Genomic DNA, 22,185 nt, shown 5'->3' with positions numbered 1-22,185 from the left:
GCGTGGGAGCGTGGCGTCAATTCTTCCGGGCAAACAAATAGTTCTTCGTCCGCTTCACCACCGTCCAACCCTGGGGCCGCTCGTCGAAGTACCCGTGGATCAGCGCTCGGTTGTTGGGCACGTCGGCGACGAGGACGTACCCACCTTTACGGGTGAAGCCCGCGGCCCTGCCAAGACAGACTCCGCGCTCGTCGTCATCGAGCAGCAGGTGCAGGACGCGGTCGAGCAAGACCACGTCAACCTTGCGGCGCGAGCGGAAGTTCAACACGTCCGAGACGACGCCGGTCACGTCGAGCCCCTCGGCCTCGGCGTCCTCGACCATCTGTGCGATCCCGATCTCAGACAGGTCCACGCCGACGACCTCGTGACCGTGTCGAGCCGCGAGCAGGGCGTCGCGACCTTGGCCGCAGCCTAGCACCCGGGCGCGCCGCCGGTCATAGCCGGCGAAGAACGCCGCGAACTCCGGGAAGGGGTCGCCGCACTGGCCCCGGCCCTTCCGGTAGTGCTTGTCGTAGTCGACGAGGGAGCCCACGACGCAGGTGTAGCGAACTTAGCGGCGCCCAACGAGCTGCGGGTGAAACACCGCGTCAGCCCGGGACCGTGATCGGCGGGCCGCCTTCGCAGTTCCACGAGAAGTTGTCGAGGATCACCACGCTGTCGAGGATGTTGTCGCTGAGATCGAAGATCGCAAACACGATCGTGAAGTCCTCGCCGGGCTCGACGCCTGCGCTGGTTGTGAGCCACTTGGTTCCCGCGTGCCCCTGCATGGCCGTGCCCTGCAGCTCCGGCGCCGTGCAGGGCGCGTTGCAGTCGTAGGGGTTGGGGGCGTCCTTGTAGTCGAGGAAACCGGCGTTGAGGGAGATCGGCGCGCCGTCGTCGTCGAACGAGACGTTGCCCGTCCACTTCTCGCTCTGCAGCCACGCGATGTACATGTCGTTGAAGCTGGACTGATAAAAGCCCGGGTACTCCGTCGAGAAGAACGCGAGGTTGTAGCTAAACCCGGTCGCGCCAAACGGGACCTCGCCGGTCATGCGCATCTCGGCGTAGTCGTAGGCGCCGTTGCCCTGGCTCCACTGCTCTTGGATCGTGTTGGAGCAGTCGCCGGTGCCGATCAAGTTTGGGTTGGCGACGCAGTCGACCATCAGGCCGTTGTCGACCGGCGTTGGGGTGAGCGGCGCCGGCAGGTTGAGCGGGTCGTTGCCCACGTGCGAGGTGGAGGCGTACTGGCCCGGAATGGTGAGTTGCTGGGCGATGCCGCTGGACAAGATCACCATCTTCTCGCCCTCGAGGGGTGGATACGTGGCCGGGTTGTAGGTGCCGAGCTGCCCGGTGTGGACATACAGGGCGTCGACGTGACCGGTGTACGCGGTGGTGATCGCGTACTCGTTTGGGCAGTTGACCCCGATCGCGTGCCACGGATCGTTGTCGTTGTCGCAGGGATTGTGGATGGGCGCCGCGCAGCCACCGTTGGTACCGCCGTCGGGGATCCCCGCGAGATCGAACTTGGTGCCGCTGCCGCCGCTGTCGTCATCTGTGGGATCGGCGTCGCCGTCACCGGTGTTGGTGTCGGCGTCGCCGTCGCCCGTGTCGCTGTCGCCGTCGCCGGTGTCGGTTGGCCCGTCTTCGGTGCTGAGCGTGTCATTGCCCTGATCGACGCCGCCGATGCCGTCAGCGCCGCCGGAGCCGGAGCCGGAATCGGTCGGGGAACCGCATCCAGCCACGAGCGCCAGGGTCACGCAGGAGCTGATGGACAGGCGAAGAAACGAAGATGGTCGAGGCGTGTACATGGCGCTAATCCCCGCCCAATAGCGGCGCGTACTGGCTAGCGTACCAAGATATTGACGCGCTTGGAAAATAGATGGACCGGCCATCGACTGACCACCAAACTCGCCGCGAACGGTGAGTTCAAATACCATCAGTACGATAAATGAGCCGACTCAGCCTAGGCCCAGCGGCCGCGACCGCTCCCCCCAACCGCGCCAGTTCTTGACCGTGACCCGCTTGGTCAGGTGAAACCGGACGTCGTTCAGCGACTTGCGAAGCGGCTGCTTGCCGCGCTCGCTGGGGTGCCACTGGTGCAGCATCGCCGTCTGGTCCTGGACCCAGACCTGGCGCAACCCGGCGCGCCCGGCCCGAAACCGCATGTCGTTGTCTTCCTGGCCCCAGAACGAGAAGCCCTCGTCGTAGCCACGCACGCGCTCGAAGAACTCGCGGCGCGCGACCTGACACGCGCCGGTGCCCGTTGCCTTGCGAAACGGCGCCGCCGCCAGCAGCTGCGGGAAGTCTTCTAGGGTCCAGGTCTGCTCGGCCAGGCGCTCGGGGAGGTCACGGCAGTGGCAGACCACGAACGCGGCGTCACGCTCGGCCGCCTGGGTGTCCAGCAACGTCTGTACGAAGTTGGGGGCGAAGATCATGTCGGCGTCGGTGCAAAATACGTAGCGGCCGGTCGCCTGTTGGATCCCGTAGTTGAGCGCGCGCGCCCGGTTCCAGACCCCGTTGGCGTCGACGCGGACCAGGCGGACGCCGTAGCACTCGCACAGGTCGCGCAGCGCGGCGGCTTGCTCGGCGCTGCTGCCGTAGTCGGTGATCACGATCTCGAGCGCGCCGGGCTCGAGCTGCTGCCAACGGAGTGAGCGGAGGCAATTGTCGAGGCGCGGGCCGCTGCGGTCGCGGACGGGGATTACGGCGCTGAGCTGCACGCGGCGGGGCATCGCGGCGCAGGGTACTGCGTGGCTCGGCGCCGGGCCAGCGCGGCCGCCGGCGGGATCAGTTCCCAAGAAGCGCCGACTACACAGCCAGAATCATGATCGAATACAAGCAGGTGAAGATCCCCAGTACGCCAGAGGACTGGCAGCTCTACTGCGACATGTCGGGCGCCGGTGTTGCCGCCGCAGCTCTGACCCAAGCCGCGAAGGAAGCGGTCGACCTGATCGCAGACGCCAAGCTCCGCGACGCCCAGTCGGTCCAGGCAAGGGCGCTCCGGGTCATCAACGAGGCCCAACACCAGCACGCCGACGTGGGCGCCTACGACTCGGAACCCCACGTTGAAGCCCAGCGCGTCGTGATCCGGGCAATGAAGGTGATCGCCGGAGTCGAGGTTGACCCCGGGTCGCTGTGATCACGCCCCGAGCAACGGCAACGCCAGCGCTGAAAACAGCTGGCGGTCGGCGTGGGCGCGCACGTAGGCCGCGTCGATCTTCGGCACAATCGACTTGGTCCGCACCGAGGCATACCAGTGCACGACCAGCGTGTCTGTGCTCATGACCTGATCCAGCGGCGGCGGCGATCCGCCAATCCGAAACCAGTGCTGGCTGATCTCGGGCCCAAGCGGATAGAAGTAGCGCGGCGGCAACACCCGCAGGTCACCCTCGCGCGCGTGGGCCAGCGTGTCCTGCAGCAGGTGCGTGCCCAGGGCAAAGCGCACGAGCACCCGCGACTCGGGCACCGCGAGCATGTTGTTCAGCAGCCGCCGCACGAACGGGTGGCCACGCTCGGCCCCGACCACGGCGTTGTTTGCCGCCGCGGGGTACAGCGCCTCGATCGATCGAAACCCCCGCCACCCGCCGGGCAACACCCGATAGAGCTCCCGCGCCCCCGCCCGCGCCAGGTTGCTCGCGCGCATGGTCAGGTTCTGCGAGCGCTTCACCGCGGCGGGCCAGATCACGCGCTCTTCGCCACAGAACGCGCCGTGCTCGGCTCGCAGCGCGTCCAGGGGGCGCACGGTGACCGTGTCGAGATCCAGGTACACCCCGCCCTCGCCCATCAAGATCGCCACCCGGAGCAAGTTGGCGCGCGCGGCCGGGGCCTCGAGCTTGGCGTAGATGCCCGCGAGCGCCTGGGCCCCGTCGCCGACCGCGGCGAGCAATTCGTCTGCGTTGATCCGCCGCGCACAAAACCCCGGCAGCGCGTGCAACTCTGCCCAGACCGGCGACCGCGACAGGTCGTCGGCGTGGTGCAGGATCACCTGATCAAAGCCGCCGCGCAGCGCCGCCGAGCGAATCGACAGCGCGTGCACCCACGGCAGCTGCGGCCCGAACCAGATGAAGTGCGCGACGGCTGGAATCACGGGGCCGGAGCCTAACAGGCGGCTTGGTCCAGCCAGAATCGGCCGCCCACCGGGGGCTGCGGGGGTGATTTCAAGTGATCCGCCAACGCCCCTCGCGCCACCGGCCCACGCCTTCGTAGCGCCACGCGTCGCCGCTGCGGGCCAAGACAAACGCGGTCTCGCCGGGCATGCGATCGCCGACCGGGACCTCGAGTTGCCCCGAGTCGGCGAGGCGCTCGACCATGATGAAGAGGTGCCCATCGATCCGCGACCAAGGCGCCCGCGGTGGTTCGGAGATCCCAAACGCCTGGGCCCAGTCGCGCACGACGCTGCCCACCGTGGGCCCAAGCTGCTCGGGCGTGACGCTGCCAACGAGGCGCGCGATCACGACGGTGGTCGCGTCGATCGGCAGATCGGGCTTGGCCGGGTTGTCCGAGCGCAAGCGCAGGCCGCCGTCGTCACGAACGACGCGCTTGAGGTGGTGGCTGTACCCTTCGTCAGCGTCGCCGCGCCCGATCAAGACCACGCGCCCCACCAGCGCAGCCAGCCCAAAGCCGCGCGCCCACTCGAGCACCGCCCAGTCGCCGTCGTGCAGCGGTGAGCGCCCGCCGTCCATCGAGTGGCCGGTCACGCGAACGGCGAAGTGATCCGGCCGGGCCTCGATCGGCAGGCGGACACATTCAGGCTCGGCGCCAACGCTGCTGGGGCCAGCGCTGCCCGCCGCGGCCTGCAAGCTTGGATAGGCGACGAGCATCCCCCGAACGGGAAGCGCGATGACCGACGACGCCGCGTCCTCGTGAGGGGCGCGGCGGCGGCGATAGGTTGCGAGCCGCCAGTCGACGATGTGTCGGGTCAAGCGCTCGAGCGCCTCGGTGACCGCGACATCACTGGGCGCCCGCTTGCGAAACCGGAACACGCCGTCCTGCACCACGAACCACGGACGCTTGGCGCCAACCCAGGCTGCGATCGGGTTCTTCTCCCAGTAGCGACGCCACTGCTCGGGATCGGGCCGCCGCGGATCGTCCAGCGCCCCGACGCCGTCGAGATCCGTGAGCAGATCCGGGTTGCGCAACAACCAGGCATGGCACGCGCGACACAGCTGCTCGATCGCCATGCCTGAGAACAGCGCGTCGTGAGCGAGCAGCACCTCGAGCACGACCATCTTGAAGCACTTGGTCATCGGCGTGACCTCGAGCTGGCGCAACCAGTCGTGCTCGCTCAGGGCCTTTCGCTCGCCTGGGCTGAGATCCCCCTCTGCTTCCACGAACCCATACCAATGCTGATGCTGCTTGCGAACGGACGCCGGGTTGAGGCCCAGACGCGCGAGCTCGCCGGGGGTCGGCCGGACCCCGCGAGCGTCGCGGAGCTCGCGGTAGGTTCGGATCGTCTGGTTGCGCGACCCGGCCGGCAGCAGCTTCGCCAGCATGTCGATGACCTCGAGCTCGAGCTCGAGCTCGCACCCCGCGGGCAGCTGCAACGCCGCTCGATCGCCCAAGAACTCGCCCAAGCTCGGCGGATTTGGTGACAGCGACAGCAGCGTGCGGACCCGCTGCAAGAACACCTTGTGGTTGCCGACGAAGTCGATGACCTGCAAGAACGGCTTGCCTTCCGCCACCCGCAGGCCCCGGCCAAGCTGCTGAAGGAACACGACCGGCGACGCCGTTGGGCGCAGCATCACCACCCGATCGATCTGCGGCACGTCCAGGCCCTCGTTGAACAGATCGACGGCGACCAGAGCCTCCAGCGCGCCCGCCTCGAGCTCGGCCAGGACCTGCTCGCGGTCGCCCGAGCGCGGACCGGTGTGCACGGCCTCGGCCGCGACGCCGCGCTCGCGCAGCCAGTCTCGAACGTAGTCCGCGTGGGCGATCGACACACAAAACACCAGCGTACGCAGCCCGGGGTGTTCCACCCAAGCGCGCCACAGCTTGTCCATTCGGGCCTCGCTGGTGGCCAGGCCCTCGAGCAGCTGGGTTGTATAGCGCGACCACGACTGGCGCTGATCGTAGGCGATCGTGTCGCGGATCCCGAGGTAGCGAAACGGCACCAGCAGCTCACGCGCGATGCCCTCGCCAAGATCGGCCCGGTACGCGACGTGGTCGTCGAACAAGCTGGCGACGTCGGCGTCGTCGGCCCGCTCGGGCGTTGCTGTGAGGCCAAGCAAGAAGCGCGGCTCGAGGTGAGCGAGGAGCTGCCGATACGAGTCGGCCGCGACGTGGTGGCTCTCGTCGATGATGACGTAGGCAAACGCGTCAGGCCGCAGGGCCTCGAGCGTGCGCGGGCGCGTGAGCTTTTGAATCGACGCGAACACAAACTGCGCGTCGAGCTGGGCCTCGTCGCCAACGAACAACCCAAACGACGCGGTCGGGAACACCCGGCGGAAGCTCGCGCGCGCCTGGATCAGCAGCTCGCGGCGGTGGGCCACGAACAACACCCGCGGCGGTCCACCGGCCTCGTGCACGTCGTGCACCTCGTCCGCCAAGAAGCCGCGCACGTCGAAGGCCGAGAGATAGGTCTTGCCCAGCCCTGTCGCGAGCACGACCAGCGCGCGGCTGCGTCCGCTCGCCCGCGCGTTGGCGAGGACCTCGAGCGCCTCGAGCTGGACCCCGCGCGGCTCAGCCGGCGCGGTCGGGTCTGGGTCCGCCAGCTCCGCGGGCGGCAGGGTGATCGGATCGCTTGCCGCCCGGCGGGCGTAGTCCTGCAGCCACGCGAGATCGAGCGGACGCGCGGCCGCCCACAGCTCCTCGAAGGCCACGACCAGCTCTCGGTAGGAACCCGGCTGATTCGCGCGCTCGACCCGGAGGTTCCACTCGACCCCGTGGGTCAGCGCGGACCTCGACCAGTTCGAGCTCCCGACCCACGCGACGGCGAGCGAGGGCCCCTCCATGCGCCACGCCTTGGGATGAAACGCGCGGCCTCCCAGCGCCTTGGTCTCGATGATGCGAACACCAAAGCTGCCCGCGGTCTCGTCAGCGCTGTCAGCGTCCTGGGCTCGATCCAGCAGCTGATGAAGCGCCTGGGCTTGGGTGATATGAAGATAGTCGCCAGTGATGACGCGGAGCTTCGCGCCCCGGGCCAGCGCGCGATCGATGGCGTCGTTGAGCAGCTGAACGCCGCTGTCCTGCACGAAGGCCGCGACGATGTAGATTGCATCGGCGCGCAGCAACGCCGGTCGCAGGTGGCCGTAGAAGGGATCCCGGGGGCCGCCGGTCGCAAGCTGCTGCGCGGGGATCCCCGTCGCCGCGTCCGCGCGCCACGGCCCGGGATCGCGCTTGGCTTCCGGCAAGCGCCCCGGCTCCTTGTAGTTCCCCCGCGCTGGGATCACGAAGCGCACACCCCCGCGGGGATCATCCACGTCTCCGTTCCAGCGGGGGATCACGTGGACATGCAGGTGCGCGACGGTCTGGCCCGCCGCCGCGCCGTCGTTGATGCCGATGTTGTAGGCGTCCGGCTGCAGCTCACGATCGAGGTCGGCCTTGACGCGATCCACGAGCTGCAACAGCCCGCTTCGTTCGGCCTCGGTGGCCTCGAACCAACTCGCAACGACCCGCTTGGGGATGACGAGGGTGTGGCCCGCGCTGACCGGGTAGCCGTCGCGGATCGCGAAGGCCAGCTCGTTGTCAGCGACCCACAGATCGGGCGAGATCGACGAGAAGACGGACATCCAAGTTCAGCCTTCCCGCCCCGGTGTCCCCGCTACTCCCCAACCAACCCACGCCGCTTCAGCAGCGCGTCCACGGTCGGCTCCTGCCCCCGATAGCTCACGTACTGCGCCATCGGATCCACCGTGTTCCCCTTCGACAAGATCAGCTCCCGAAATTTATCCCCATTCGCCCGCGTGAGCCCACCTTGGGTCCCCATGTACGCGAACGCATCCGCCGCCAGCACTTCAGTCCACAGATACGCGTAGTACCCAGCCGAGTACCCCCCAGCAAAGGTGTGCGCAAAGAAGGTCGACTTGTAGCGCGGCGGCACCGGGGCGTAGTTGACCCCGTGCTTGGTCAGCGCCTGTTCCTCAAACGCCGCCGCGTCGCTGATCGCGGCCCCGCTGGAGATCAAGTGCCACTCCATGTCCAGCAGCGCGGCCCCAAGGTACTCCAAGCTGTCAAAGCCCTGGTTGAACTTGCGTGAGGCCAGCAGCTTGTCTAGCAGCGGCTTGGGGATTGGCTCGCCGGTCTCGTAGTGCTTGGCGACGTTGCTGATCACCAGCGGGTCGATCAGCCAGTCCTCTTCGAACTGCGAAGGAAACTCGACGTAGTCACGCGGCACCGAGGTCCCGGCCAAGCTCGGGTAGACCGCGTCGGAGAACAGCCCGTGCACGCCGTGCCCCATCTCGTGGAACATGGTCGTGGCCTCGGCGAAGGTCAGCAAGGTTGGCTCGCCCTTGGCCGGCTTGGGGATGTTGAGCACGTTGACGATCACCGGCTTGCGCCCCAGCAGCTTGGTCTGCGGAACGATCGCGTTCATCCACGCCCCGCCGCGCTTGCCCTCGCGCGCGTAGTAGTCGGCGTAGAACAGACCGATGCTGGTCCCGTCCTCCTCGAACACCTCGAAGGTGCGCACGTCCGGGTGGTACACGGGCAGATCCTTGCGCTCTTCAAAGCGGATCCCGTAGAGCTTGCCCATCGTGAAGAACAAGCCGTTTTGCAGGACGTTCTCGAGCTCGAAGTAGGCCCGGATCTCGGCCTCGTCGAGGTCGAATTGCTTGGCCCGCACCTTCTCGGCGTAGTAGGCCCAGTCCCAGGCTTGGACCTCGAAGTTGCCGCCGGCCTTGGCCTTGTCGGCCTTGATCGCCTTTTGGATCTGCTGGGCCTCGGCCTTGGCCTTGGCGGCCGCCTTTGGGGCCAGATCGTCGAGGATCTTCAGCACCGCTTGGGGGGTCTTGGCCATCTGCTCCTCGAGCACGTAGGCGGCCCAGGTTGGATAGCCAAGCAGCTTGGCCTTGGCGGCGCGCAGCTCGACGATCCGCAGCAGCGCCGGGCCGTTGTCGGCGACGCCACGCTGGGCCGAAGCCTCCCACACGCGCTGGCGCAACGCCCGATTCTCGAGGCTGCTGAGCACGGGCTGGCGCGTGGTGTTGAGCAGGTTGATCAGATACTTGCCCTCGTGCCCGGCTTCGGTCGCCGCGGCGGCGAGGCCCTTGATGTCCGCCTCGGACAGCCCCGCGAGCTCGGCGACGTCCTCTACGATCACGGCGCTGTTGGTGCTGGCCGCCAGCAAGTTCTGGGAGAAGTCCGTGGTCAGCTTGGACAGCTCGCTGTTGATCTCGCGGATCTGGACCTTGGCGGCCTCGTCGAGCTTGGCGCCCGCCCGTACGAAGCGGGCGTACACCTCTTCGGCGAGGCGCTTGTCTTCGCCGCTGAGTTGATCGCGGGCTTGGTACACGGCCTCGACCCGCGCGAACAGCTTGGGGTTGAGCGTGATCGAGTCCGCGTGCGCAGACAGGAGCGGCGCAAGCTCGGACTGCAGAGTCCGCAGCCCCTCGTTCGAGACGGTCCCGGTCAAGCTGAAGAACACGCTGGCGGTCCGCTCGATCAGCTCGCCGCTGCGCTCCATCGCGACCAGCGTGTTGTCGAAGCTGGCCGGCTCGGCCGCGTTGGCGATCGCCTCGATCTCGGCGGTGTGCTCTTCCATGCCGCGCTCGAAGGCCGGGCGAAAGTGGTCGAGCTCGATCGCAGCGAAGTCGGGCGCCTGGTACTGCAGGGTGCTGGCGGTGAACAACGGGTTGTCATCTTGCACGGGCGTCTCCTTGGGGCCGTCGGTGAGCTGCGGCTGCGGGTCGGGGACGGGATCATGTGCGCACGCAGACAGGAGCAACGCGCCAGCAAACAGGGGGACCAGTGACGAAGTACGCATGGGGCGCTGAGACTGTATATGTTTTGACCCCCACAGACACCTTCGCACTGTTCGCGGTCGACCCAAGGGGCGGCGACAGGACGTGTCAGTGGGCCCACTGCTCGACCCGAGCACGCTTATTGACCGCGGCGGCCGTCGGTGGAACGATTGCCCGATGATCTGCGATTTGCGCCTCTGCACCGCGCTGCTGATGTCGACAGCGCTGATGTGTATGGCATGCACGGGCGACGACGCGCCCGCGGAAGACGAGACCGGGACGGACTCCGGGGGCGACGGCGACACCGACGGCGGGCCGCTGTTCGTTCCGCTTGGCACGATCCTGATCCCAGCCGGCGAGGTGTGGCGCGGCTGCCTCATGGGCGACGACGACTGCGACGCCAACGAGAGCCCCGGCGGCATGATCAACGTGTCGGCGTTCTTCCTCGACGAGTACGAGGCCACGGTCGCGGAGTACCGCAAGTGCGTCAACGTCGACGCCTGCGAGGAGACCGCCGACGACCCAGACTGCAACCTGTCGCGCAACGATCGCAACGATCACCCGGTCAACTGCCTGAGCTGGAATCAGGCGACCGCGTACTGCGAGTGGCGAGGTCTACGGCTCCCAACCGAGGCCGAGTGGGAGCGAGCGGCCCGCGGCGATCAATTGCAGCTGTACCCGTGGGGCGACGACACCCCGTCTTGCGAGCTCGCGGCCGTCGACACCTGCGGAAACTCGACCTCGCCGGTTGGCTCGCTGCGCGCGGGCGATTCACCGTTCGGGATCGCCGACATGACCGGCAACGTCTCGGAGTGGGTGTCGGACTTCTACAGCGCCAACTACTACGCCAACAGCGAGGGCGAGGACGATCCACAGGGGCCCGACAGCGGCAACGAGCACGGCGTGAAGGGCAGCGCGTTCACGGTCCCGCCCGGGTTCCCAGCCCAGCGCATCTCCAAGCGCAACTCGGCGGCGCCTGAGTCGGCCCTGCGGATCTACGGGGTCCGCTGCGCTCGAGACCGTTGAGCGCGATGCCAGCCCGAGCCAAGCAAGGGTGTCGGCGCGCGCGAGGGCAAGGCCACGTACAGTCAAAACCGGGGTGGCTGGGGGTCGCCGGCCTGCTCGGGTTGACCGGGCTGCTCGGCCTGACGGTCGGCGGCGCGTTCGCGTGCGCTGACCTGACCACCGTGGATCGTGGCGTGTGCGGCAACCGGATCCTCGAGCCCGAGCTTGGCGAGGACTGCGACGGCTCGGCGAGCGCGTTTGGCGAGAACGCAAGCTGCGGCGCACCTGGCAGCGCCGTCGCGTGCCGGCTCACCTGTGACCCCACCGCGAGCGCGTCGCAGTGCCCACCAGGCTGGGGCTGTGGCACCGACGGCGTGTGTCGCAGGCCCAACGCCGAGTTCGAGCTCGTGTCGCTCCCCGGTCTGGCCCGCGGCGCTGGCGATCTAGACGGCGACGGCCGCGACGACGTGATCGTTCGCGGGCCGCAAGCTGAGGCCCAGGTCGCGTTCTTCACCGAGGGGCGGGTGCTGGCCGATCTGTTCGTCGATCCCGCCCGCCGGCGGATCAGCGACTCGCCCGCCGTGCGGCCGATCGTCGCGCGCATGACAAAAGATGGCGTCAACGATCTGGTGCTGCCGCTGATCGGCGACGACCTGACCGTGCGGGTGTTCACCGGCAACTCGAGCCGGCAGCTCGCCGACCCCTTTGTCGAGCTGGTGACCGCGCCCTTCACCTCTTCCGGCGCCGTCCCGCAGACCCGCAACCTGTACACGGCCTTCAACCCACGCGGGGTGCCCCAGGCGATCTGCGACATCGGCGGGTGCACCCAAACGCTGCTGCTCAGCAAGAGCGACGAGTTTGGCACGCGCTTCGCCGTGCTCGAGGATCGCCGCTTCATCCCGCTGTTTCGGCTGCCAAATGATCACCGCTCGCAGACCGCCGCGCTCGCACGCTGGGATCAAGGCCGGTCGTGCGACACCCTGGCGGTCAGCTACCGCTACAGCGACGCGGGCTCGCCCGGCAACCTTGTCAACTTCTTTCCGCTGTGCGCCGGGCCCAACCAGCTCAACCAAAGCGTCCCGGTCGCGCCGCTTGGCGCCGTTGATTCAATCGCGAGCGTGAGCGTGTCCGGGCTCGACGACACGCTGAGCTTGGAGATCAGCGGCCAAGCCGACGTCAACGCCGATGGGTTCCCGGACCTGCTGCTCAACGTCATCCAAAACAAGCCGGCAACCCTCGACGACCCGCAGACCTACGTGGTCTACGGGCTTGGCAACGGGCACTTCAACAGCGCCCCAGACGGGACCGGGCTGGACGATCTCGCCGACCTGACGACGCCGCTGATCCGCGGGCACAGCTGGGCGACGGAGCTGATCGAGCCCGAGTTTCAGATCGAGCACGCGACCTGGCCCCGGGCGATCGCCGACGTCAACCAAGACGGCTACGTGGACTTCTTGCTGACCGCGGGCGTGGTCGCGCTGAGCACCCCCGACCCTGCGGATCAGTGCCTCATCGCCAGCGAGGCCGTGCTCGCGGGTCCGCCGGTTGGGCCCATGGGCGAGCCAGAGTGGGGCTACGCCTGCCTGCTGGTGACAAACGACGGCCTGATTGACGCTGCCACGGTGACGCGTGCAGACGTCGCCCGGAACTGGCGCACGACCGGATCGCTGGCCACGGTCGTTGACCTGCGCGGCGACGGGCAGCTTGGGTTTGCGACGATCGACAAGAACTCGACCCCAAGCGAGGTCACGGGTCAGCCGCCGGATCATTCACCGATCGACTTCCTGGATCTGATCTGGCGCGACGAGTCGAGCACGCAGCTGGTCCTGCACACGATCGAGAGCACCCAGATCGAGCAGGTCGTGGCCGGCGACATCGACGGGGACTTCACGGTGGATCTGGTGTTTGGCGGCGAGTCCTCGCTGCAAGTGATCTGGGGGCCTCCCTACGATCCGGCCCGCGCAACCAGCTTCTCGCCGGTTGGCTTCGACCTGCTGCGGGTGTTTGGCGAAGGGCTACCAAGCGCGAGCTTGGGCGCCGAGCGGGACGGGCGGCTGACGATCTTTCGTGATGGTCAGTGGCCCGCGCTGGCTCTGACCGCGCCCGGCAGCTGCGTCACCCGGCAGGACTGCCACGTGCGCTTCGCCGCCGGGGCGTACGCCGACGATCTACACGAGGACCTGTTCGGGTGGGGGTTGGGCGTGGCCCAGGCCAGCGAAGACGGCGGCCTGCGGGTGCTGCGAGCGATCAGCGGCGAGGCCGATCTTGGCCCGGCCTACGACTCCGTGGGTCCCCTGATTCAGCTGTCAAGCGTGTTGCCCAGCGCCACGCCGGATCACACGACCGTGGTGGCGATCGAGCTTGGCCAATTAGAGCAGGACAAGGGCACGCCAGAAGTAGAAGAAGCGCTGGTGATCGGGCGAACCGACACGGCGCTCGAGATCGCGGTGCTGCGACCACGCATCGAGACCACGCCAACCACGTCATTGTGCAGCGGGGTGTTCTTGGCCCACGTTGGCGCCAACAAATTCGAGTCGCGGACGCTGTGCTTCGAGGTCGTTGATCTGCTCGTGGCAGAGGGCGCCGTCCGTGGGCTCGGCGACGGCGAGGATCCCTTCATCGAGGTCGCCGACGCTGACGGCGACGGCATGCTCGATCTGACCTGGGTGACGCTCAACAACGAGATCAAGCTGCTGCGGGGCACCGGAACCGGCACCCTGTCGTTGGACGCGCTGTCGACCTTTCCGCTGTTCGAGCCGGGCGATGAGGCTGATGAGGGCGATCGCCCCAATCGGATGGACTGGGCGCGGTGGGTCGAGCTCGACGGTTCCGCGGGCCGGGAGGTCGTGACCGGGGACCTCGTCGGCACCAACATGATCTGGGGGCTGAACGTGGGGTTTAGCTCGGAGACCTTGGACCCGCGGGGGGTGATTGAGATCGCTGACTTGGACCCGCGTAGCATTGGCCACGTGGGCGACTTTGATGGGGACGGGGTGGACGACGTGGCGATCGCTAGCCGGGTGTTGTTTGGCCAGCCGGTCAATGATTGAGCTCGCGCTCAGAATTGCACCACAGCCGTGAACCCGGCTGTCCCCGCGCCGATCACCGGGGCCCCGGTCACCCGCGCCACGCCCCGCGTTGCGCCCAGCTGCGGCCGATCAAACACGTACAACATCACCCCCGTCACCAGCAGCGCGGCCCCGCCCAACCCCGTGAACACCGCCCCCGTTCGCAACGAATTACGCGAGTGCACCAGCTCCAAGTACGCGTCGTACTGTGGGTTTGAGACCTGGCCATTCATGCGCTGCCGCTCCAGCGTCAACGCCCGCCCTTGCCGCTCGACGCTCAGCCCAGCCAGCACACCGCTGCTCACCAACGCCACGCCCCCAAGCCCCATGAAGAAATACGACGTAAACCGCTGATTGGACACATCCAGCGACGCCCGCACCAAGCTATTTCCGTCGCGCTCCAACGTGACGTCTTTCGAGTACGCCCGGTACCCGTTCTTGGTCACGCTCACCACGTGCGGCCCAGACTCCACCTCGAGCGGGTGCGAGAGCGGCAGCTCCCCCATCGCCCGACCATCTAGCAACACCAGGGCCCCCTTGGGCCCCTGCACAGCGAGCGCCGCCGGCTTGTCTTCGAGCTCCGCCTGAACCTGGAATGTGGTGCCCTCGGGCACGTCGAAGCCGCGCACGAAGTCGTGGTAGCCCGCCGCGCGCACCAGGATCTCGTGATGCCCCGGCTCGACGCTGATCACCCCCGGAGCGGGCAGCGGCGGGCCCCCGTCGATCTGCATGCTGGCCTCTTCAACCGTGGTCGAGACCAGGATCCGCGTCACGACCTCGAGCTCCATGTCGCCAAGGTCGCGATCTGCCAGCAGCGAGGTCAGATAGTTCTGCGCCAGATCAGCGCTCTCGGCGTCCGGCGCGGCCGACAGGTATTGTTGATAGCGACGAATCGCCAGACGCCGATGCTCCGTGTCGCCGTCGCGCTCGTATGCGCGGCGGTGGGCCGAGCCCAGCGAGTACAGAAGCGTCACATACGGGAAGGTTCGGTACGCCTCGGCCAGAAACTCGATCGCGTCTTCGAAGCGCTCGTCTCGAAACGCGGTCTTGGCCGACTCCTTGAGCAAGCGCGCGTCGTCCTCGCTGCGCAGTTCCTCGGGCAAGGGCTCGAGCACGTCCACGTAGGCGGGCCCCGAGTGCTTTGATGGCGCCGCCGCTGGCCCAAGCAAGTCCGAGGTGTCGGCGCTCCGCTCGGCCGGATCGCCAGGTGGCGCGAACGCGAGCCACGCCAGCAAGCCCACGCCCCCCAATGGCCCGGTCAATGGCCCGGTCAATAACCCAATTCCTTGTCGACCTTGCCGGCGTCCGACTCTTGCTTGGTCTTCTTAATCTTCTTGACCCTCTTCTCGGCCTTCTCGGGCTCCGCCTCCAGAGCAACCGGCACCGTCAGATCCGCGACCGGCACCACGACGACGGCCGAGGGCTCGTAACCTTCGGCGACGATCTGCAGGCTCACCGTTGCCTCGCTCCTGTCGAGGGTAAAGGGCTGATCCGCCAATCCAACCACCCGGTCGTCAATCAACACCTGCGCGCCCGCAGGCGCCCCCTCGAGGGTGACGACAACAGTGGCGCTGGGCGGCTCGTCCACCGGCTCGTCCACCGGCTCCGGTTGCGTTGGCTCGTTCACCGGCTCCGGCTTGGCTGGCGCGACAACTTGGGTCCCTGGCGGCTCGGTCTTCGTCAGGCTGGCGCTGGCTGTCAGGTGCCCCTGCGAGACCGCAAACACGAGCCCGGCGACCGCCAACACCCCAGCCAACGCCACCCCCACCCACACGTCGCGCCGGCCCGTGGTCGCGGTTGGCTCTTCGATCTGCTCGAGCGCCCGCGCCAGCTCCCCGGCGCTCTGCCAGCGCAGCTCGCGATCTTTGGCCAACGCCTTGTGCACGATCCGCTCGACGGCCGCCGACAGCTTGGCCTCTGGCGCGAACTCTCGCAGCGAGGGGATCGGCTCCGTCAGGTGCTTGGTGATCATGCCAAGCGGATGATTGGACGAGTACGGCAGCTTGCCCGTGAGCATGCGAAACAGCATCACGCCAACGGCATAGACATCGGCCCGCGAGTCCACGTTGGCGTCGCCCCGGGCCTGCTCGGGGGCCATGTACGCCGCGGTGCCCACGATCACGCCGGTCTTGGTCAGCTCCGAGCTGTCGCCCTCTGTGGTGGTCTTGGCGATGCCAAAATCGACGACCTTGATCAGATCGCTGGTGCCGCTTTGCTCGACGCAAAAGCAATTCGCCGGCTTCACGTCGCGATGCACGATGCCCTGATCGTGCGCGGCCTGAAGCGCGTTGCAGATCTGCACGATGAACCGGCGGGCTCGCTCGAAGCTCAGCCGGCCTTCGCGGTGCAGGATCTGCTTGAGATCCTCGCCCTCGAGGTACTCCATCGCGATGAACGGCGCGCCCTCTTCGGTGCTGCCGTAGTCGGTGATGTCGACAACGTTGACGTGGCGGATCTGCGACGCGGATCGGGCCTCCCGCAAGAACCGCTCGCGCAGCACCTTGCGGCGGCTGAGCTCGACGCTGAGGGTCTTGACCGCGACCAGCTTGCCGATCGTGGTTTGCTCGGCCAGGTACACGTTGCCCATGCCCCCCGAGCCAAGGTGCCGGATGATCCGATAGCGACCCGCGATCTCCCGGCCTTCCTCGAGCCGCTCGGCCATGCCCTCGAGCTCGGGGTTGGTCTCGACCATTCCGGCAAGCTCGGCGCTGTCGACCGCTGCTTCCGTTGGCGCATCCGAGATGTCCGCGTTCAATCCCACGGCCTCCCGATCGGGATCGGTCCCAGCCTGGCGAGCGGGCTCGCGGAGCCTTCGGCGTTGCAGCTTTGGTTCATCGCTTCGTCGTCGAGACTGGCCGCCCAGCATAACCCACCACGCGCAGCGGCGATATCGCGCGTTGCCCGTCTCGCTGTTGCGTCGACAGCCCCCTCACCGCCACGAAGGACCGCCCAAAACCCGTTGGGACCAGCTGCGGCGCTGACCTTGGTAAGCTACGCGACGCGATGTGGAAGCTCTGCTCACCGATGCTGGCCGTCGTACTCACGTCGCTCTCGCTGGGCTGCTCCGCGAACGCGGACGAGCAGGCCGCGAAAGATCCAGGCAAGCCGCTAGTGCCAAACAGCTCGGCCGCGAGCGACGATCCCAGCTTGGTCGGCACGGAGTCCGACGGGACCGACTCGGAGTCGGATGACGGCGAGCTCGCGATCGAGGCGGTGATCGAGATCGACGGCCCCACGACCGCGCCCAACACCGTCCCGGCCACGCCCGCGACACCAACCCCGATCACGCTGAGCTGGCGCGAGGTCGCTGAGTTTCCGACCCCGCTCGAGTTCGTCTACATCCAGACTGGCGTGCTCGCGCGCGGAGCCAACGGCTACTACGACCTCGACGACAGCGGGCAGCTGCGACCCCGCGCCGGGCTCGAGCTCCCCACTGGCGAGCTGCTTGGCGACTGGCCCCAAGATGCATGGTTGGTCACGAGCACCCAGCAGCCGATCACCCCCGGCCAGCCGCTGAGCTTCGAGCACGAGCTGCTGCAGCTCGACGCGGACCGCAAGTGGATCCCCCGCGACTTTCGTGGCCAACCACGCTGGATCGCCGGGGCCCACGTCGTGCGCAAGGGCTCGCTCGGGACCGTGCTCGTGCGCGAGGGCTCCCGGCTCACGCGGATCGGCGGCAAGGACAACCCCAAGACTGGGCCGCGCATGGGCAAGGTGATCGTCGACGTGGTCGAGACCCGCGGCGGCGGCCTCTACAACATCAGCGAGCGGCCCAACGGGATCTATGTCCAGATTAACTGTGACGATCGCAAGTGCGTGGACGACAACGCCAAGAAGCTCCCGCACGGCAGCCTGTGGAGCTTCTCGACCCAGGTCGTGCGCCAGCAAAACGCCGTGTCGGTGGTCGCGACGGTCGATCGTGACGGCGCCGTGGGTCAGCACTTGCTGCACTACGAGCGCGGCAACTGGAAGCTCGAGTCGTTGCTGCATCCACCGACAGGGCTGTGGCCGGCCGACGACGGTGGGCTGTGGGTGATCGGCAACGGCAAGCTGCTGCACCGCGATGGGCAGGGGGTGTGGTACACCGTCGCGCTGCCCGAGGGGGCAGGGTCGATCAGCGCGGCGATGCTGTCGGATCGCAGCGAGCTGTGGCTCGCCGCCAATGTCAAAGGCAAGGGGGTCGTGTTCGCGACCCCTGCGAGCGCTGCGAACCCGTGACGCTTGGGTGAGCCTTCACGGCTCGTTGTCTTGGTTCTCGGCGATCGTGGCCTGGGCGTGGTGAAGCAAAATTCGAAGCCACCCCGGCCCTGCGGCCGCGACCTGTGCGGTGAGACTCGAGTGCTCGAGGCCATCGCCGTGATTGTCGTGAGATTCCAGGCCGACTGATTCGGTGTTGGCGCTGATCGGTCACTCGAACATGGCGCAGCGAAATCCGGTGCTCGCTCCCAAATGGGCTCCCGGGTGGGGTCCACCGCCCTGACCCCGCCAAGCCAAATGCAAATAGCCGCCATTGGAGTCGTACAGTTGGGTGGCGATGTAGGATCCTCCCTTCCGCACTTTGAATGGGCCGCTCTCGGGACCGGAGGGATCCGTCCCGAGGTTGAGCTGCCCAGGCCCAAGCCAGTCGGCGACGACCTCGCTCACGTTTCCGACCATGTCTTGTACGCCATACGGGCTGTCACCCTGCGGCGAGTGGCTCCCCGGTCGCTGCGGCATCCCGGTGTCGCATCCCCACCCTTCGTACGGGTCCTGGTCCCCGATCGTCTCATTCGCCATGCTGGCGTAGAAACAAGTAGGCCCTTCGTTCCCCCAAGCGTAGTGGCGGCCGTCGGTGCCGCGCCCGGCCTTTTCCCACTGTGCCTCGGTGGGCAACTCAGCGCCCCGTGCGTTGCAGTACTCCAGCGCTTGCAGCCAGTCCACGCAGGCGACTGGATAGGCGTCGATGCCCTCGGTCCCCCAGCGACAGCCAGAGGTCCGAATATCGTTCGGGTCCTCCGCCACAGGCGGCGAGCAGTTCCCCGCCTCTACGCAGAGCCGATACTCACCAAAGGTCACCTCGTGTCGGTCGATATGAAACTGCGACAGATACACGACCTGCTCGGGAATCTCGCGCTCTTTGAGTAACCCCAGCCCATTCGAGCCCATGATGAATGGCCCCGCGGGGATACAGACCATTCCCTCGTGCATGGACTCGCAGGGCGGCTCGTGACCGTCACCGTCACCGTCGCCGAGGTCGCCGTCTCCAGGGTCGCCGTCGCCGTCACCGGGTTCCCCATCGCCGTCACCTTGCACATTGGTATCCTGCGACCCCTTGGGCACATTGGGCCCACAGGATGTCAGCGCGAGCGCGACGAGCCACGCCCCCCCTGCACCCATTGCTCCCAAGCTCTGATGACGCATTGTGCCATTGTCTCCTGAGTGTCTTCGACGATCTGCGCGTAGCAAGCACGAACCATGGCGCGGCGTAGCACTCATCAGCGAAGCACGCACGAGTTCGCCCATACTTGAACCCCGTTTTGTTTGCGCCCCGCCAACGCACCCATGTGCGACGGCCGCCAGCCCGCGCTCGCGGATCTCGCGAGCGCGCGTGGCGGTCCACACCCATCAACTTCGGCCGCGACCGACGCGAGCTCGATCGCTCAGCCCAGATTGTGAAACACAACCTGGACGTCGTCGTCCTGCTCGAGCCGATCAATCAGCTTGAGCACCGCGTCAGTCTCGTCGTCCGACAGCTCGGTGGTCGTCTTCGGCACCCACTCGAAGCCAGACGACGCAACGGCGATCTTGTTGGCGTCGAGGCCCGCCTGCAGGTTGCCAAAGTCCTCACGAGCGCAGCGCAGCACCAACACCGGGTCGCCGTCGTCGTTGATGCCGTCGTCGAGCTGCTCGAGCCCGTGGTCGATCAGCAAGAGCTCGAGCTCATCGCGGTCGAGGCCCTCGGGGTCGAGGCGGAACACGCCGAACTGGTCGAACATGAACGCGACGCTGCCCGTGCTGCCCAGGTTCCCGTCTTCCTTCTTGAACGCGAACCGAACGTTGGCCACCGTGCGGGTCGGGTTGTCGGTCGCGGTTTCGACCATCATGGCGATCCCGTGGGGCCCGTAGCCCTCGTAGAACACGGTCTTGTACTCGTCGACATCGCCGAGCCCGGCGGCCTTCTCGATCGCGCCTTGGATCCTGTCCTTGGGCATGTTGACCGCTCGCGCGTTTTGGATCGCGCGGCGCAGGCCCGGGTTGTTGTCGGCGTCGGGACCACCGGCCTTCACGGCCATGCTGATCTGCCGGCCGGCGCGGGTGAACGCTTTCGCGTCGCGGTCCCCGCGTTTCAACATCGCTAGCTTTCGGTTCTCGAAGGTGCGGCCCATATCGCTGTCCTGTTCGCTCCTGGCCGGCTTCTACACCAGCGTCACGAGCCCGGCTAGCCCCGATTGGGCTCCGACGGCTGCTTCGCTCGGGTACCATGGGGGATGCGTCGGCTCGGCCTCCCACTCTCGGCACTCCTGCTCGTGCTCGCCAGCGCTTGCAAGCGCGCCGACACCCCGCCGCCGCCACCGCCAGACCCTACGCCAACGGCCGAGACCAAGCCAGTCGAGCCCCAGACCGCTCCGCCGCCCCCGGCCTGCGAAGAGCTCGAGCTCGAGGCATGCGCCGAGCAGGGCACGCTGCTGCTGCTCAGCCCCACGCCCGCGGACGCGATCCCACTGCTCACCTGGGCCTGCGCCATGGACCACGCGGAAGCCTGCGCCAACTTGGCGACCAGCTACCGCGCCGAGCACCTGCCCCCGCCCGCCCAAGGCGTGGTTCACGATCTCAACGTGCGTGGGTGCAGCGCGGGCTCGGCTCGCAGCTGCGGGTTGTTGGGCGCCGACTACTACGAAGGAGAGGCCGTCGAGCGGGACATCACCAAGGCCGCCAAGCTGCTCGCGGGGGCGTGTGAACAAGACGAGCGCCAGGCCTGCTCGCTGTTGGGGAACATCCTCGTCACGGACCACCAAGATCTGTCGGCCGCGGCCAAGGTGTTCGCGCGCGGCTGCGAACTTGGAGACGTGGACAGCTGCAAGAACGCGGGCGTGATCTACCTGTCCAAGCTTGGCGAGGTTCAGCTCGCGCTCGGGCTGTTCGAGCGCGCCTGCGCAGAGCGTGACGCGGAGGCTTGCTACAACCTCGGGGCGGTCCACGGCGAAGGGCTGTATGGGGCGGCGCAGGACCTCGCGGCTGGCGAGCAGTGGATGCGCAAGGCCTGCGAGCTTGGCGACAAAGACGGCTGCGCGGGCGCGGACAAGCTCGCGGCCGCCCAAGATCCAAACGCCGTCGTGGGCGCGAACCTCAACGTTGGTTCAATGGATGTCAACGGCATGACGATCATGGACCTTCAGTGCCGGCTGTCGGGCGGCGGCGGGTTGTTTGGGTCGATGGCGCTGGCCGGGACCTTGGCCGAGAAGAAGAAGGCATTCGACAAGTGCGCGCCCAAGGGCGCCGCGCCGATCGTGCGCTGGGACTTTGATGGCGGCAAGACCCACGTGCTGCATGTTGATGATCCCTCGGAGCAGGTCGCGGCTTGCGTTGAAAAGATCATGAAGAAGGTGCCGGCGACGATGCAGGCGCAGTGCCGCGCAACCTTGCTAATTGGCAACAAGCAGGGCGCAGAACAGGCCGCGGCAAGCCGCTGAGACCTTTGGCGAGGCTCCGCCTCGGACCGTCGAGCATGTAGACCTCTGCATGGACATCGCGTCGGTGGGGTGCGGGTGCGGGGGTCGATGTGCTGATGGGGCAGCGCGCACGACCCGTGAGGGTCGCTCCGGGCACGGAGGGCTCAAGACGCTAATTTGCGTTGTCATGGATCGCTGTCGGCGAGGTCGGGCTGTGGCTTCGGTGGGGCACTCGCAACGCCCTCTTATTGTGCCCGGAGCGACCCTCACGGGTCTCTTGTGCGCTTCTCGTCGTTCGAGAGGGCAGCGACGCGCTCGGGATCGAGGGGCGTCTTGGGGTCCACCAATGCGGGTCGTGGTGGTTGCACTCGATGCTTGCGGTGGTCGATTGTACGCCTTCGAGCGGTCGAGCTGGTGCAGCGACAGCGCGCGTCCGAGTGCTCCGGCCCGTCTCCCCGAGTACGACGTCGACCTGGGCGCTGCCGCACGCGAGCATCCGAGCGGCGTGCAACGGCCCGGCGAGGCGTGGCGTGGCGTGCAACGGCCCGTCGTGGCGTCGCGTGGCGTCGCGTCGCGTCGCGTCGCGTC

16 protein-coding genes are annotated in these 22,185 nt (G+C 67.4%); 6 read left to right on the top strand and 10 right to left on the bottom strand.

Features of this window, described 5'->3' with window-relative positions; genetic code table 11:
* Positions 1-16 precede the first annotated feature (16 nt).
* From DB30_RS04300 to DB30_RS04290, 3 genes are all read right to left on the bottom strand, one after another.
* Positions 17-532, bottom strand: coding sequence for a class I SAM-dependent methyltransferase (locus DB30_RS04300; protein WP_052546695.1), 516 nt, complete (start codon positions 530-532; stop codon positions 17-19).
* A 55-nt stretch (positions 533-587) separates the two neighbouring features.
* Positions 588-1,736 (bottom strand): choice-of-anchor L domain-containing protein, encoded by a 1,149-nt coding sequence (locus DB30_RS04295; RefSeq protein WP_052546694.1) that lies wholly within the window; start codon positions 1,734-1,736, stop codon positions 588-590.
* A 201-nt stretch (positions 1,737-1,937) separates the two neighbouring features.
* Positions 1,938-2,711, bottom strand: coding sequence for a glycosyltransferase family 2 protein (locus DB30_RS04290; protein WP_052546693.1), 774 nt, complete (start codon positions 2,709-2,711; stop codon positions 1,938-1,940).
* Positions 2,712-2,803: 92 nt separating this feature from the next.
* Here DB30_RS04290 and DB30_RS04285 point away from each other — a divergent pair, with 92 nt between their 5' ends.
* A complete protein-coding gene (locus DB30_RS04285) occupies positions 2,804-3,118 on the top strand; it encodes a hypothetical protein (RefSeq protein ID WP_052546692.1) in 315 nt (104 codons plus the stop codon).
* On the opposite strand, the gene DB30_RS04280 is transcribed toward DB30_RS04285, so the two are convergent.
* From DB30_RS04280 to DB30_RS04270, 3 genes are all read right to left on the bottom strand, one after another.
* A complete protein-coding gene (locus tag DB30_RS04280) occupies positions 3,119-4,066 on the bottom strand; it encodes a glycosyltransferase (RefSeq protein ID WP_165703620.1) in 948 nt (315 codons plus the stop codon).
* 70 nt (positions 4,067-4,136) lie between these two features.
* Positions 4,137-7,706, bottom strand: a complete 3,570-nt coding sequence (locus DB30_RS04275) for a DEAD/DEAH box helicase family protein (protein ID WP_052546691.1) — start codon at positions 7,704-7,706, stop codon at positions 4,137-4,139.
* A gap of 32 nt (positions 7,707-7,738) precedes the next feature.
* Positions 7,739-9,898, bottom strand: coding sequence for a M3 family metallopeptidase (locus DB30_RS04270; RefSeq protein ID WP_052546690.1), 2,160 nt, complete (start codon positions 9,896-9,898; stop codon positions 7,739-7,741).
* A 154-nt stretch (positions 9,899-10,052) separates the two neighbouring features.
* Between DB30_RS04270 and DB30_RS04265 the strand changes: the two genes are divergently transcribed.
* Both DB30_RS04265 and DB30_RS04260 read left to right on the top strand, forming a co-directional pair.
* Positions 10,053-10,901 carry a formylglycine-generating enzyme family protein gene (locus tag DB30_RS04265; RefSeq protein ID WP_052546689.1) on the top strand — a complete coding sequence of 283 codons (849 nt, stop codon included), beginning with the start codon at positions 10,053-10,055 and terminating at the stop codon, positions 10,899-10,901.
* Positions 10,902-10,906: 5 nt separating this feature from the next.
* Positions 10,907-13,930 (top strand): hypothetical protein, encoded by a 3,024-nt coding sequence (locus DB30_RS04260; RefSeq protein ID WP_146658014.1) that lies wholly within the window; start codon positions 10,907-10,909, stop codon positions 13,928-13,930.
* A gap of 8 nt (positions 13,931-13,938) precedes the next feature.
* Here DB30_RS04260 and DB30_RS04255 read toward each other — a convergent pair whose 3' ends face one another.
* A complete protein-coding gene (locus tag DB30_RS04255; RefSeq protein ID WP_146658013.1) occupies positions 13,939-15,210 on the bottom strand; it encodes a PEGA domain-containing protein in 1,272 nt (423 codons plus the stop codon).
* An 8-nt stretch (positions 15,211-15,218) separates the two neighbouring features.
* A complete protein-coding gene (locus tag DB30_RS04250) occupies positions 15,219-16,709 on the bottom strand; it encodes a serine/threonine protein kinase (RefSeq protein WP_165703619.1) in 1,491 nt (496 codons plus the stop codon).
* A 263-nt stretch (positions 16,710-16,972) separates the two neighbouring features.
* Between DB30_RS04250 and DB30_RS04245 the strand changes: the two genes are divergently transcribed.
* Entirely contained in the window at positions 16,973-18,166 is a 1,194-nt protein-coding gene (locus tag DB30_RS04245; RefSeq protein WP_146658012.1) for a hypothetical protein, read from the top strand.
* A gap of 189 nt (positions 18,167-18,355) precedes the next feature.
* Here DB30_RS04245 and DB30_RS04240 read toward each other — a convergent pair whose 3' ends face one another.
* Together DB30_RS04240 and DB30_RS04235 are read right to left on the bottom strand one after the other, a co-directional pair.
* A complete protein-coding gene (locus DB30_RS04240) occupies positions 18,356-19,324 on the bottom strand; it encodes a formylglycine-generating enzyme family protein (protein WP_165703618.1) in 969 nt (322 codons plus the stop codon).
* A 263-nt stretch (positions 19,325-19,587) separates the two neighbouring features.
* The gene (locus tag DB30_RS04235) at positions 19,588-20,313 is read right to left on the bottom strand and encodes a YebC/PmpR family DNA-binding transcriptional regulator (protein WP_052546683.1); all 726 of its coding nucleotides are present in this window, start codon (positions 20,311-20,313) and stop codon (positions 19,588-19,590) included.
* A gap of 102 nt (positions 20,314-20,415) precedes the next feature.
* Here DB30_RS04235 and DB30_RS04230 point away from each other — a divergent pair, with 102 nt between their 5' ends.
* Positions 20,416-21,618, top strand: a complete 1,203-nt coding sequence (locus DB30_RS04230) for a tetratricopeptide repeat protein (RefSeq protein ID WP_052546682.1) — start codon at positions 20,416-20,418, stop codon at positions 21,616-21,618.
* A 367-nt stretch (positions 21,619-21,985) separates the two neighbouring features.
* Positions 21,986-22,185 (top strand): hypothetical protein (locus tag DB30_RS41215; RefSeq protein ID WP_205632907.1); only part of this gene is annotated, 200 nt, incomplete at its 3' end.

This window comes from Enhygromyxa salina (assembly GCF_000737335.2).
GTDB lineage: Bacteria > Myxococcota_A > Polyangia > Nannocystales > Nannocystaceae > Plesiocystis > Plesiocystis salina_C.
The sequence above is the reverse complement of the archived record's forward strand: the minus strand, read 5'-3'. Positions and strand labels throughout refer to the sequence as shown.